Consider the following 13,930-nt stretch of genomic DNA (forward strand, 5'->3'; position numbering starts at 1 on the left):
TGATCGGCGACGTGCTGGTACTGGTACTGCACCACATCGCCTGCGACGGATGGTCGCTGCGGCCGCTGGCCCGGGATCTGGCGGAGGCTTACGCGGCCCGTTGTGCCGGCCGTGCCCCCGACCTACCGCCACTGCCCGTCCAATACGCCGACTACGCCGTCTGGCAACGAGAACTGCTCAGCGAACTCGACCCCGACAGCCTCGCCGCCCGCCAGCTCGACTACTGGCGAACCCAACTGGCAGATCTTCCCGACGGAACAGGTCTGGCCACCGACCGGCCGAGGCCTGCGACACGCACGTACGCGGGCGATGTCGCCGCCTTCGAGGTCGGCGCCGAACTGCATCGGCGCCTCACTGAGCTGGGACAGCAGCATCGAGCCAGCTTCTTCATGGTGGTTCAGGCCGGACTGGCCGCGTTGCTGACCCGGTTGGGGGCAGGAACGGATATCCCACTGGGCACGGCGGTGGCCGGGCGCAATGATCCCGCGTTGGATGATCTGGTCGGGTTCTTCGTCAACACGCTGGTGCTCCGCAGTGACACCTCCGGCCGCCCGACCTTCCATGAGCTGCTCGATCGGGTGCGTGAGACCGACCTGGCCGCCTACGCCAACCAGGACGTCCCGTTCGACCGGGTGGTCGAGGAGATCAACCCTGACCGTCACACCGACCGTAGCCCGCTGTTCCAGATCATGCTGGGCTTCCAGAACACCGCAGAGGCCACATTCGAGCTGGCCGGGCTGCACGTTGACGAGCCGACCGGGGCCTTCAGCCAACCGCATGCGAAGTACGACCTGGAAGTCATCGTGCGCGAACGCCCGGGCGGTGGTGCCGAAGGCCTGCTGCTCTACAGCACCGACCTGTTCGACGCCACGACCGTGCGCACGCTGCTGGATCGGCTGATGCGATTCTTCGAGGGCGTCGCAGCCGACCCGGGGCAACCAGTGACCGACATCGACATCCTGTCCGCCGACGAGCGCCGGCTGATCTTCGAAGCACCGCGCCAGGCAGGTCCGGGCCGGACGATGCCCGAACTGCTGCGGTCCCAGGCCGAGCAGCACCCGGACCGTACCGCCCTCGTCTGTGGTGGCGACCGGCTCACCTACCGAGAGCTGAACGAGCGCGCCAACCGGCTGGCTCACCGGCTCATCGAGATGGGCATCGGGCCCGAGGACCTGGTCGCGGTCAGCCTGCCGCGTTCGACGGAACTGGTTGTTGCGCTGCTCGGCGTGCTGAAAGCGGGCGCCGGCTACGTCCCCATCGACCAGGATTACCCGGCCGAACGCGTGGCTCTCATGCTGGAGGACGCCCAGCCGCGTCACGTCATCGACACCCCGGAGGCAGTCGACGGGCCGCCCGGCCCGTCCCACGAGCCGGACATCCGGCCGGCACCGGGAAGCGTGGCCTATGTCATCTACACCTCCGGCTCGACCGGGCGCCCCAAAGGAGTCGTGGTCGAGCATCGGGCGCTGGCCGACTACCTGGCCTGGACGACCAGCGAGTACGCCAGTGCGGGAGGCGTGGCGCAGGTTCACACGTCGATCGCGTTCGACCTGACCGTGACGGCGCTCTACACACCCCTGGCCATGGGCGGCTGCGTCGTGCTGACTGCTCCCGATCAGAAGGGCCCCAGCGTTGCCGCCGAGCAGTGCACTTTCCTCAAGGCCACACCGAGCCACCTCCCGCTGCTGAACCCGCTGCCGGGTGACTTCCTGGCCGGCGGAGACCTGCTGCTCGGAGGCGAGGCGCTGACGGGAGAGGCGCTCGCCGCATGGCGGCAACGTCATCCGGATGTCACCGTACGCAACGTCTACGGCCCCACCGAGGCCACGGTCAACTGCGCCGAGTTCTGTATTCCCCCCGGCGAAGAGATCTCGCCGGGACCCGTACCGATCGGCCGGCCGCAGGCCAATGCCCGGCTCTACGTCCTGGACCACCAGTTGCAGCCGGTAGCGCCGGGCGTGACCGGCGACCTCTACATCGCGGGAACCGGTCTGGCCCGCGGATATCTCGGCCAGCGCGCGCTGACGGGCGCGCGATTCGTCGCCGATCTCTACGGCCCGCCCGGAACTCGGATGTACCGTTCAGGCGATCTCGCCCGGTGGCGGCGAGACGGTCAACTGGAGTTCGTGGGCCGAGCGGACGACCAGCTGAAGGTCCGCGGCTTCCGGGTGGAGCCCGGTGAGATCGAAGCGGCACTGCGCACGCTGCCGGGGATCGACCAGGCCGTGATCGTGGCTGACGAGCAGCAACGGCTCGTCGCCTACGTCACCCCGGCCGGAATCGACACCGCCGCGGTCCGCGAGCAGGCGGCCCGGGTGCTTCCCCCGCACATGGTGCCCGAGTTCGTGGTGCCGCTCGAGCGGTTGCCGCTGACCGCGCACGGCAAGCTGGACCGAACGGCGCTCCCCGCCCCCGGACCCGCGGGACGGACGACGGACCGGGTCCTGCCACGTAATGCCACCGAACAGGCCCTCGCCGCCATCTGGTCCGACCTCCTCGGTGTCGAGCAGATCGGCGTCACCGAAAGCTTCTTCGACCTCGGCGGCCACTCGCTGCTGGCCGCCCGGCTGCTCGGCCGGATCCGGGAGGACCTGGGAGCGGCGATTCCGCCGCAGGCGATCTTCGCCACGCCGACGGTCGAGATGCTCGCCCGCCAGATCGACGGGCTGGCAGCACCCGAGACCGGCGCCGTCTTCGACCCTCGGCTGACGATCGATGAACTGCTCCCCACCACTCTGCCGCCGGCTGAGAACGCACCACCCCGGCATCTGCTGCTCACCGGGGCCACCGGATTCGTCGGCAGCGACCTCGCTGCCGAGCTTCTGAGACGACCTGACATCACCGTGCACTGCCTGGTGCGGGCGGCGGGCACCGCCACAGCGCTGGATCGCATCCACGGCGTCCTCGAACCGTACGGATTGCGGCCGGAGGAGACGGCCGGCCGCCTTCGCGTCATCGTGGGCGATCTGGCTGCACCTCGGCTGGGACTGACGGCGAAGGCCTTCGACGATCTGGCCGGCGAGATCGACACCATCCTGCACAACGGCGCCCAGGTGGACGCGCTTCGGCCGTATGCCCAGCTTGCGGAGGTGAACATCGGCGGCACCGGTGAGTTGCTCCGGCTCGCCGCGACCTGCCGGCGCAAGAGGTTCCACTACGTGTCCACCGTATCGGTGGCCGCGGCCGAAGAGGGCCTGCACAGCTCCGGCTACGCCCAGACCAAACTGGATGCCGAGCGGTTGGTCCGAGCCGCCGGCGAGCGCGGTCTGGAAACAGCCGTCTACCGGCTGCCGCGCATCACCGGCGAGACCCGCTATGGGCGCCACAACGATCGGGACATCATGTTCCGGCTGCTGCGCGTGGTGTTCGATCTCGGCGTCGCTCCGGACCTGGGACTCGAGGAGGACTGGATTCCGGTCGACCAAGCCGCCCGCCGGCTCGCGGCGCTGGCTACGGAACCGCCCGGTGGCCGGCGCATCCTGCTCACCGCCGAACGGCCGGTGCGTATCGATGAGTTCCTGGACCAGGCCCGCCGGCGCGGGCGTGCGATGCGCGTGGTGCCGGTCGACGAGTGGCTGACCGAGCTGGCCGATCGCAACCCTGATGAGCACGCACTGCTCAGCCAGATCGTCCACTCGCGCTCAGGCCCGGCGGTACGCCGCGGGCAGCAGGGCTTCGCCGCCGTCGTCGCCGGCGGAGTGGACGAAACCACTCTGCAGCACTACCTCGACCACCTGATCACGAAGGGAGATCGCAGATGTGGAAGCCACGTGTCCTCACGCCCAGCGACCTGAACACCTCAGCGGGGGCCGCCGGCCTGATGGCCGCCGTCTCCGACAAGGCTTGGTTCGATGCCGCCCTGATTCGCGAGAAAGCGCTGGTCTTCCGCGAATTCGGCGTTGCGGCCGACGAACTCGAACCGTTGCTTCGTCTGCTCCTGCCCGACCGGCTGCCGTACGTGCACGGCAACTCGCCGCGCACCAAAGTCGGCGACAACGTCTACACCTCGACCGAGTACCCGGCCGAGCTCACGATCTCCATGCACAACGAACTGTCGTACAGCGGGCAGTGGCCGGCCAGGCTGCTGTTCTACTGCAAGCAGGCCCCCGCGACCGGCGGCGCCACCCCGGTCGTCGATGGAGAGCGCTGGCTGGCCGCCCTCGATCCAGAGGTCCGGGACGCGTTCTCCGTCGGTGTCCGCTACACCCAGAATCTGCATGACGGCTTCGGCTTCGGGCGCAGCTGGCAGGACACCTTCGAGACCTCCGACCGGGCACATGTCGAAAAGGTCCTCACGGCTCAGGACTGCGAATGGCAGTGGAAGCCGGACGGCGGCCTCCGGATCCTGCAGGTCCGCGCGGCCACAACGCGGCACCCGGTCACCGGCGCCGAAGTCTGGTTCAACCAAGCCGACCAGTGGCACCTGTCCGCTCTCGACGGTGAGGCCGCCGCAGCGCTGCGGGAGATGCTCGCGCCGGAGGACATGCCTCAATCGGTGACCTTCGCCGATGGCAGTCCCATCCCCGAGGAGTACATCACGCAGATCAGGAACCGCGGGCTGGACGAGGCGGTCGATGTCGACTGGCGTGAAGGTGACCTGCTCGTCATCGACAACGTGCTGGTCGCGCACGGGCGGCGGCCGTTCACGGGTGCCCGCAAGGTCCTCGTGGCGATGTCGGGCTGAGCGATGACGATGCGAACCGCAACGCTGGGCCCGTGCGGGCCCGTCGGACGTATCGGCCTGGGCTGTATGGGGATGTCTGCGGGCTACGACCCGGGCTCGCGTGATGACGAGAACTCGGTGAGGATCATCCATCGGGCGATCGAGTTGGGCGTCACCCTGATCGACACTGCCGACGTCTACGGCCCCTTCGTCAACGAGGAGCTGGTCGGCCGCGCGATTCGCGGTCACCGTGAGGAGATCGTGCTGGCCACGAAGGCCGGCCTGGTCTACCCGGGCGACGGACCGTATGACGAGGTGGCCCCCGAGAGGAACGGACGCCCCGAGCACATCCGTCAGGCGATCGACGCATCGCTGCGGCGGCTCGGTACGGATCACCTCGACCTGTGGCAGCTGCACCGGATCGATCCAGCGGTCCCGGTCGACGAGACGTGGGGTGCGATGGCCGAGGCCGTGATCGACGGCAAGGTCAGGGCGCTTGGGCTGTGCGAGGTGAGCGTCGCGGATCTGCATCGAGCACAGCAGGTTCATCCGGTCGCCGCGGTGCAGTCCGAGCTCTCGCTGTGGACCCGGGAGCCGCTGGCCGAGGTGCTGCCGTACTGCGCCGTGAACGGAATCACGTTCATCGCGTTCTGTCCGCTGGGCCGCGGCTTCCTCACCGGGCGGTTCCGGTCAGCTGCCGACCTGAACACCGGGGATGCCCGCCGGGGACTGCCGCGATTCCAGGAGGAGGCGATCCGGGCCAACCAGGCGATCGTTGAGCGGATCGCTGAGATCGGCGCGCAGTACGGTGCCACACCGGGCCAGGTGGCTCTGGCCTGGTTGCTCGCCCTCGGCCCGAATGTGGTGCCCATTCCCGGTACCACGGCTGACACACACCTCAAGGAGAACGTGGCCGCAGACGCCATTGCGCTCGATGCCGACGCGCTCGCCGCCCTTGATGCTCTGCCACAGCCGACCGGTTCACGCTATTAGTACTGCTATGGCGGGTCGTAGCTTTTGAAGCGTTCGAGTCGTTTGCGGTAGTGGGTGGCTGGGGCGCGTTGCACCTGGCGTGAGGCCAAGGCCCGCGACATCACACTGGCCATCCCACAGCCCGGCGAGTGCGTCGGCGCAGACTACCCGCCGGAGATCGACGCCTGGTGGCAGTTCGACATCGCGGAATTGCCGGCCGGCAAGCCTTGCACCAATGACTCCTCCGCCCCCGGCCGGGCCAGGAACCCGTGAACCTCCTGGTGCCGGACCAGTGACTTTCCCTGGGTCGATGGGCACCGGGACCGTGCGAGCGTGATCGAGCAACCGCCAGAACAACGAGAGGTGCTCGATCATGGATTTCAAGCTCGAGGTCATCGTCCTGCCCGTGTCCGACGTGGACCGGGCCCTGGCGTTCTACCAGCGCCTCGGGTGGCGGCTGGACGCTGATTTCACCACCGACCCGAAGTTCCGCGTCGTGCAACTCACCCCTCCGGGCTCGCCCACTTCCGTCATCTTCGGCACCGGCCTGACCGACGCGGTTCCGGGCAGCTCGCAGGGTCTGCACCTGGTCGTCGGCGACATCCAGGCGGCCCATGACGAACTGGCGGGCCCGTTCCGGGGCCGGATCGATCTCCGCCTCACGCAGGATTTCCCAGACCGTCGACGCGGCGACCTTGACCCCGAGGGTGAGCAGTTCGCCGTGCACCCGGCCGGTCCCCCACGATGGATTCTCCGCAACCAGGCGCAACACCAGCGCGCGGATCGAGCGGACCGTGCGGGGCCGTCCCCGCCGGCGGGGACGCGATGCTGCCGCGTGGCGGCGGGCATGCAGGTCACGGTCCCAGCGCAGGATCGTGTCGGGCCGCACCAACAGGCGCAGGCTGGGTCTGGGCAGCGGGTGCAGCAGCGCGGCCAACCATGCCCGATCGGCCGGCTCGAACCGGACCCGCTGTTCGCCGAGTTGACGGTGCAGCACGGCGAGTTGGTGGCGTAACGCAAGGATCTCCGCGTCCTTGTCACGGTCGCTGCCCGGCAGTAACCGCAGCAAGGCGAACGCGTGGGTATACCCAGGTATGCCAGTCGCAGCAGCATGAGATGGCCTCATCGCGTAGTTGTCGCCGACGGCGATGGCAATCAGGACACCGAGGCCCCAACGAGCGAAGATCATGTTCGCAGGTCGGAATGCCCACTGACCAGCACGGACGTATTTGTCGGCAGGTACAGCCCTGAGCAAGGCAGAACCTGAGCACAAAGCCGAGGTCTACCGCAGTCTTGGCCTGCGACTGACCTACCACCTGGACAAAAACGGTGCGGGCCGACGTTGATCTAGCCGCGCACCGTTGGGGATTGGTACGTATCCGAGGGGGGACATTGGGCCCTTTTCGTCGCATCTTGCTCTCATCTAGGGACTGTATAAATAACGGTGTAACTCCGGCAAAGAGGACATTGCGATGACGACGACAGCAGCAGTGACGGGTGAGCCCGTTGCGGACAGTGGCGGCGCGGAGCTCGCCGGGCTGGTCGACGACCAGCTGATCGCCCGGTTGGCCGGGCAGGCCCGGGCCCAGGGCGTGAATCTGGTCGGTGAGGGTGGGCTGTTGCAGCAGCTGACCAAGCGGGTTCTGGAAGCCGCGCTGGACGGTGAGATGGATGCGCATCTGGGTTACGACAGACACGAGCGCGGTAGCGTCTCGGGCGGTAACGCCCGCAACGGGCGCCGGTCCAAGACGGTGCTGACCGAGGCCGGGCCGGTGCAGCTGGACGTGCCCCGTGACCGGGATGCCTCGTTCGCGCCGCGGATCGTGGCCAAACGTCAGCGCCGGCTGTCCGGGATCGACGACCTGGTGATCTCGCTGACCGCGAAAGGGTTGACGACCGGTGAGGTCGCCGCGCACCTGGCCGAGGTCTATGGCGCGGACGTGTCGAAGGAGACCATCTCCACGATCACCGACCGGGTTCTCGACACGATGAGCGAGTGGCAGAACCGGCCCCTGGACCGCTGGATATCGCCTCACAGCTCCACTGATAGTCGTCGGGATTCGGATCCAAGGGGCCGCGCTCGCCTCGGTGACAGTCGTCCTTCTGAAAACGACCGTAGGTCTGGAAGCCTTTCACGGCCTCATCCAGGGCATTAGTTAGTCCGGGCAACGTCGCACTTCTGGCTTGGGCGATGCCAGGGTCGTCTTGTCTGAACCTGTCGGTGCCCGAGCTACCCTCGAGTTCATCGATGACCATAGCGAACTTCACCGCGCATCCGAGGACCGCGACCAGCGCGAGCCCCATGACGATGCGTGACGTCTTGGACATCACTGGTGACATCGGCAGACAGCGCATGTGCCTTAGCTCATGACTGCGGTCCTGGATACCTTGAGTCTGCTTAAGTGGCCGCCGTACTGCCATCGACGAGGCCTGCCTCCCCTTGGGCAGGTAGCTACAGCCTGTCACGATCACTCCATCGACCAGCACGCTCGCACCGCCAGAAGAGGATGCCCGACCCAGTGAGCGGCGCGACCCGCAACAAGCTGGTGGTCGCCCGAGCGGCTTCACTCGATCACCCGAAGCTGCTGTGTCAGGGCCGCTCTTCAAGCTCTTTGAGAAGGGTCTCCACCTGCTCACGACTGAGATCATGCTGCTGTTCCTCGCGTGCCTGCTCCAGCACCTCATACTGTTCGGGGCTGAGGACCATGAGGTTGTCTAAATCGTCTGGGAGGCCGCGGTCTGGCAAGGAAGGGCTGTCGGACACCGATAACTCCCAATCGAGGATCTCGCTTACGCCGGCACGCTACCGCAACCGCTGGAATCGACTTCGGTGTCGGGCTCGATTTCGCCGTACTTGACGGCGGTCGGTGCACCGGATCGCGGCATGTGAGTACGACGCCCACCGAGACACGTCATGCTGCGCTGGTGAGCGCATCCGAGCGGATTTATCTGCGATTGTTCGCTGAGACCCCCGGCGGCCCGAAGCGACAGCCGCTCGTCAGCTAAACGCCGACGGGTGTAAAACCGACATCATTTGGCGCCGCCTTTCGCGGACGGGCTCGCGCCAGGTGCCCTGGACACCGGAACAGGCATGTGAGCTTCGGCGAGTTGTATGAGTTCAGATTCTGGGGCGGTTCCTTCGACGAAGAAGAGCGCTGCGGTCAGGGAGCAGGTCGCGGGGACCGGTGGCGTTGCGAATCCGGGTGGCGACTGATCATCGCCCTGCAGGGGAAGCGTGTGGACTGTGGTTTCCTTATTGTTCCCCGGCGACCACGTCTCGCCGAGATTCGGATTCGATCGGTAAACGTAGTGGCCGCACTTGGCGTTGACGCTCAGTAGGGCAGTCCGGCCCTTCAAACCCGTCGTGGAAACCGACACCTTTGCTTCACCGTTCTTAGGCTGCTCCCTGGAGGAGGGGTTCCCGCCAGGTAACTCCAGCTCCGGCGGATCCCAATTCGGCTCCGCTCCAGGGCCGACGGGAAGTACGTAGGCCTGCATGATCTGCACCTGGCCAGACAACTCCGTGCGCTCTGGAAAAACGCTACGAACCTTAACAACGATGTCCGGAGTAAACGCAATGATCGCGGCGATGCCGCCGAGCACAACGACCCAAGGCTGCAGCTTATCGACCAGGCGTTTCGGTGGCTCCGCACGCTTCGAAAGCTGTTCGGCGAGAATGTCTAGACGATACAGCAGCGGCGACAGCCCCGCCGCCGGATGCACCTGAGGTTTCCGCACCTCCCTTACCGTTCTTATACGCATGCACACCCGAACGCCTTTGATGCGGCGCTGCCGTGACGTCCTCCGGCGGTCGCGACCGTCCATGCGCGCCCACGATACCGGCTGGTCGGTGGCATCGCTGTCGCCTACTTTGCACCTCAGCAGCTCGTGAGCGGTCTACAGCCCCTACGTGTCGACCAATGGATATTCCGAGATCGAGGCCTTCGCTTTGGTTTGTCGGCCCGACCCGGGCCAATTCAGGAAAAATGAATGTGCTGGCCGAAACGGCCGAATCTGACACAGGTCTTGGACTGGTCCGATGCACTGAATTCGGCACGAGCGGCCGCCGACCAACGGCCGTCAGCCGTGACGCTGGGTGGCAAGCGGATCGCGGCAGATCAGTACTTCGCAAGCGCTGACGCTCATCGACCTTTGACGGCAATGGCCAAGCCGCAATCTGGCCCTCACGGTGGGTAAGCCGCTAGCTCAGCGGCCTGCTTCTTGATGTCGTCCCCAGGCATCAACGGGATTGAGATGATCAGGTCATGAACAATGGAAGGTCGGCCGCCGGACCTCTGCACGCGGTTCGTCAGGCGTCGGGCTATCCGGCCTTCCTCAGCGTTGCCAGAGTCTTCGCAGGCGGGTTTGCCCTGATGATGATCCCTGCCTGGGTCGTGGGGTGCTCCGGCCTGGGCGCAGCGTTTCTGATGCCTAGCGCAGCGGGCGTTTTACTCATGAGTGCGGCGTTCGTGCCGCTAGCTAGAAGAATCCGGCGAGTTGAGCATGATCTCCCCGGTGAGGGGGCCACCGAGGTTCGGTCAGCGGCCACCATCGCGGCCTTCCAGGACTTACTTCGCCGACGATAGTCATCCCGAGCTGCCCAATGCAAAGAATGCCAACGAGTTCCGTAGAGCCTGACATCCGGCGGAGCGCGACCGGACGGCGGCATGAGCGGATACCGTATGGCTCTACCAGCCGAGCTGCTCAGCGGTCAGCCGTTCACCAACGATGCACATCACGGTTGGGCTTGTGCCCGAACCCGACCACAGCTCCGCTGCTGACCGGATGAATGTGTCAGCGCACGTCGTGGTGAGCTGGTCGCCCCAGGCCAGCGCAGATTCACGGTCGTTCGCCCAGATGCCGATGACTCCCGGCCATTCGTAGTCCTCGTCGTCTACCGGAAGGGCTTCGTCATGGAACCACGCCACGTACTCGTAGAGCTTGTCGCTTGACATAAACCGCATCATGCCAACGGGGGGAGGCAGGGTCCACATGCGCATCGGCAGATCAAGATGCCGATGCGGGCGGGTCACCGAGCGCGATGCCTCACTGCTGGCCGGCGCGCCCGATCGGCGGCATAATAGTCAAATCGATCCTTACGCATTTTCGCTACTTGCCGCATTTCTTACTCACCGATCAATCCTGGGCTGGCTATGAGGTTGAATGATCAGTCTGTGGGTGCGGGCAGATCGAAACTGGGGTGTCGACAAGTCCAGGTTCGAGCTCGTGGATGTTTCGGGCCCACCAGCGACGCCTCGGGCTACCGCCCCGACCTCACCGTGGGAACAAGCAGGATCAGCGCCGCGGCGAGCAGGAGCAATGCGGTGATCGCCAACAATACGATCCAGCGGGCGCTTTGGCGCGCGCCGCTGGTCAGGACGGACGGCAGATGTTCGACGGACAATGCCGGGACGTCCGCAAATGGGTTGGTCAGAATTGTCCGCCCACCCACGACGGTGGCAAGGGCAAATACATTCAGTGGCAAACCCGGTGGGATGGTCTCTTCCGTGACGCGATAGCCGAGGGTCTTCGTGGCCGGGTCAGCGAAGTGGCGCAGCAGCGAGTCTGGCAGCAGGGCGTGGGCGCGGAGCGTGCCGATCGCCCCGCTGCGGTAGCGGCTTTCCTCGGCGCCTTCCTGGTAAAGCTCGTTGACGGTGGTACGCGCGGGGTAGCGATCCTTGGCGAGGTCCTTGACCCACTGGTAGGCGGTGGAAGCCGTCGGTTCGGCCGCCATGGCCCTGCCGAACTCGGCGGCGAGGCCCGCGGAGGCGCCACGCTGGCCTCCTGGGCGCGGCGAGAGGGCGGTGGAATGTTCGAGCAGCGCCGGAGCGACAAGCGCCGCGCCAGTGGCATCCTGGACCGGGAATGGGCCGCAGTCCCACTCCCAGACGGGCTCCTCGGCCAATACCTCGAACTCGCGCCAGTCCCCCTCGTTGTCCGGTCGCATCACCGTTGTCCGGTACCGGCGGTGGACCCGCAACCGGTACCAGACACAAAGCATGCCTGACAATGGCGCCGGAAAATCTCCTTGCGCTGGGTTTCCGGTGTGCCCAGACAAGCGATACGGTCCGGGGCCGGCCGCCGCGGCCGCGACTTGGGCGCATGTGGACAGCGGGGAACGCCCGGCGATCCGGCCACGGGCCGACAACCGGCTGGAGATCAGCGTCAAGATCCCGGCAGCAATGCCGACGAATACAGCGGCGATGCAGAACAGGTACCCGACCAGTTGGAGCAGACGCGCGCCAACACCCACGTAGCGAGTATGACTGTCACGTCCAAACGCGCGCCTGGCGGCGTGGAGGCCGCGCCGCTCAGCCCAACTGGCATGATCAGCGGCTACCCGCTCGTACCGAGCTAAACGCCAGGACAACCGCCCGCCCATCATGGCGGTCGCTGCGTCAGCAGCGCGGGCGATTCGTCTGCCCGGGAGCAAGCCGCTGCCAGACAAACTCGCATGGCAGCAACCGCGCTGCAAACATACTTCGGTGACAACGAACAAAGCTCGATGGCAACGGCAAATAACGCGCCGTTATCCGGCCAACGGACAGATAATGGCGCAACGTGCATTTGATCGGCGTGATTAATTTCGCTTGCATCGGCATGATCGAGTGCGCTGTCATCGGCAGGTTAGGAAGCACCTGCCCGAGGGTCACTAGCTGGCATCTCTCGGCCGCCATACTTCGTAGCCTCGGTCCTCGACGACCGGGAAACGCTTGTAGGCCGCGTTTATCCAAGCATCGATGGCCTCCGGAGAGTCACGGATCGCGCCGATAAGTTCGTGAACAGCATCCAACTTCTCAGGGGTGAGATGCCGGTTGAGTTCTGCCTCCGTTATTTCTGTGTACGTCATCGCGAGCTGCCACCAGAACCTCATTAAGGCACGGCATTCCTCTTGGTCGCGATCATCAGCCAAGCGCATCATGACCATGCCCTGAGCCAGATAAAGCTGGTCTTCATCACGGAACCCATGGCGCAAGTCGGTCAGAGACATGGCAGAACTCTAGTGAGCACGGTCCCTGCCGTCGAAGTGTTTAGTAATCGGTCGGACGCACTCTCATCGGCAGTTCAGGGTGCTCGTCGCGACCGACGTGGCATCCAAAGCTCGGTGTGGCAGACCGTGAGCTACAGCGGCGGGTGCTCGCTCAGCCGAGTACGCCTCTGGATCGCGGCCAGCATCGCGTCGACGTCCTGGCGGGCGAGAGTGGCGGGCTCAGGGGCGCCGGCGAAGGTGGCCGCGGGACGGCGGATTGTCGTACGCCACCGGCCGTGAGCGTGACGGATGGCGATCCCGGTCTTCGTCACGGCGAAGTCGTACCAGATCTTCAGATCGTCCTCGGCCTCCGCCGCCCACCACACCTGCCACGGCTCGCTCTGTAGCCGATCCAGCAGGTCATCCAGGGTTTTCTCGTAGGCAGCAGGGATGCCGTTCATCGGGCCACCCCCGACGACCGTGATGCGTGGGCCGATCTCGGCCGGAACCTGGACGATGATCTGGGGCAGTGAGGCCACGCTCAGCGGTTTGGTCTGCGGTGGCGGCGGCTCTGCCGTTCTGGGCTCACCCGGGTACGCCAGGTTGAGGCGGAGCATCCCCTGCTGGTCGCCGAACAAACCTGACCAGGGGATCAACCCAACGCTGTTCTTGTTCTGCCAACGCAGCGTGCGGGCGCTGCGCTGGAAACCATCGGATGTGCTGAACGCCAAGGCGGGCTCTGACACGGCGATGACGCGATCGTGGTCGCGTTGCCGGACCTCGATCATCACTCGGCCGAAGCCATCATCATGCAGGACGAACACCGGGCACGCGACGTGCCGTCGATCCGGGCTGATCTTGCTTGGACCGGTCCAGCGGTAACGCAGACCCGCCGCGAGCGCGTGGCCATGAGCGGCGGCGAGTGCGTCCTGATCCCAGCCGCGATCGCGTCCCAGCCGGACGGCTGCGGCGTGCACCACGTCAAGGATCAGACGGGCCCGTCCCCGGCAGACAGGTCGGCGATACCGGGTGGCACGGATACCCCCGCCATCTCGAACCCGTCGGTGACATCCGGATACATGGTCACCAGAACGTCTTTGCGGCCGGCATCGTGATGGCACAGGAGCCGGAATTCGGAATGGCGGTTCGAGATGCCGGCCTGGTGTACGGCCTGGCTGTAAAGTTCGCAGACACTACGCGCACTACGCACCAGCATGTTCTCGTCGGGATGCTCCAGCCAGGGACGATTGGCTCTGAGCGTTGGTGTTGGTCCCACTTGGGCATGAGTTCCGGACCCAGGTCTCGTCCGGCGATTCTTGTGGGCA

At 65.9% G+C, this 13,930-nt stretch carries 13 protein-coding genes; 6 read left to right on the forward strand and 7 right to left on the reverse strand.

Going from position 1 to position 13,930, the window contains the following annotated elements; translation table 11 throughout:
* The 6 genes from ACFQV6_RS38760 to ACFQV6_RS38785 form a co-directional block, all read left to right on the forward strand.
* Positions 1-3,794: amino acid adenylation domain-containing protein (locus ACFQV6_RS38760; RefSeq protein WP_378032690.1), on the forward strand; the 3,794-nt coding region annotated here is incomplete at its 5' end.
* Complete coding sequence (locus tag ACFQV6_RS38765) at positions 3,758-4,684, forward strand: TauD/TfdA family dioxygenase (RefSeq protein WP_378032691.1); 927 nt, start codon at positions 3,758-3,760, stop codon at positions 4,682-4,684. The genes ACFQV6_RS38760 and ACFQV6_RS38765, both read left to right, overlap by 37 nt.
* 9 nt (positions 4,685-4,693) lie before the next feature.
* Positions 4,694-5,656, forward strand: coding sequence for an aldo/keto reductase (locus ACFQV6_RS38770; RefSeq protein ID WP_378032707.1), 963 nt, complete (start codon positions 4,694-4,696; stop codon positions 5,654-5,656).
* A gap of 54 nt (positions 5,657-5,710) precedes the next feature.
* Positions 5,711-5,908, forward strand: a complete 198-nt coding sequence (locus ACFQV6_RS38775) for a hypothetical protein (RefSeq protein ID WP_378032692.1) — start codon at positions 5,711-5,713, stop codon at positions 5,906-5,908.
* Positions 5,909-6,008: 100 nt separating this feature from the next.
* Positions 6,009-6,650 carry a VOC family protein gene (locus tag ACFQV6_RS38780; RefSeq protein WP_378032693.1) on the forward strand — a complete coding sequence of 214 codons (642 nt, stop codon included), beginning with the start codon at positions 6,009-6,011 and terminating at the stop codon, positions 6,648-6,650.
* A 457-nt stretch (positions 6,651-7,107) separates the two neighbouring features.
* Positions 7,108-7,791 (forward strand): transposase, encoded by a 684-nt coding sequence (locus ACFQV6_RS38785; protein ID WP_378032694.1) that lies wholly within the window; start codon positions 7,108-7,110, stop codon positions 7,789-7,791.
* Between the two features lie 434 nt (positions 7,792-8,225).
* Here the strand turns inward: ACFQV6_RS38785 and ACFQV6_RS38790 are convergent, their stop codons facing one another.
* The 7 genes from ACFQV6_RS38790 to ACFQV6_RS38820 form a co-directional block, all read right to left on the reverse strand.
* A complete protein-coding gene (locus tag ACFQV6_RS38790; RefSeq protein WP_378032695.1) occupies positions 8,226-8,399 on the reverse strand; it encodes a hypothetical protein in 174 nt (57 codons plus the stop codon).
* 266 nt (positions 8,400-8,665) lie between these two features.
* The gene (locus ACFQV6_RS38795; protein WP_378032696.1) at positions 8,666-9,460 is read right to left on the reverse strand and encodes a hypothetical protein; all 795 of its coding nucleotides are present in this window, start codon (positions 9,458-9,460) and stop codon (positions 8,666-8,668) included.
* An 863-nt stretch (positions 9,461-10,323) separates the two neighbouring features.
* Positions 10,324-10,590 (reverse strand): hypothetical protein, encoded by a 267-nt coding sequence (locus tag ACFQV6_RS38800; protein ID WP_378032697.1) that lies wholly within the window; start codon positions 10,588-10,590, stop codon positions 10,324-10,326.
* A 305-nt stretch (positions 10,591-10,895) separates the two neighbouring features.
* A complete protein-coding gene (locus ACFQV6_RS38805; protein WP_378032698.1) occupies positions 10,896-11,888 on the reverse strand; it encodes a hypothetical protein in 993 nt (330 codons plus the stop codon).
* Between the two features lie 399 nt (positions 11,889-12,287).
* Positions 12,288-12,626 (reverse strand): hypothetical protein, encoded by a 339-nt coding sequence (locus tag ACFQV6_RS38810; RefSeq protein WP_378032699.1) that lies wholly within the window; start codon positions 12,624-12,626, stop codon positions 12,288-12,290.
* Positions 12,627-12,757: 131 nt separating this feature from the next.
* Positions 12,758-13,585: a hypothetical protein gene (locus ACFQV6_RS38815; protein WP_378032700.1), complete on the reverse strand. Its 828-nt coding sequence runs from the start codon at positions 13,583-13,585 to the stop codon at positions 12,758-12,760.
* Positions 13,586-13,593: 8 nt separating this feature from the next.
* A partial coding sequence (locus tag ACFQV6_RS38820; RefSeq protein ID WP_378032701.1) for a hypothetical protein occupies positions 13,594-13,930 on the reverse strand: 337 nt, incomplete at its 5' end.

It is taken from the genome of Actinoplanes sp. GCM10030250 (genome assembly GCF_042666575.1).
Taxonomy (GTDB): domain Bacteria; phylum Actinomycetota; class Actinomycetes; order Mycobacteriales; family Micromonosporaceae; genus Actinoplanes.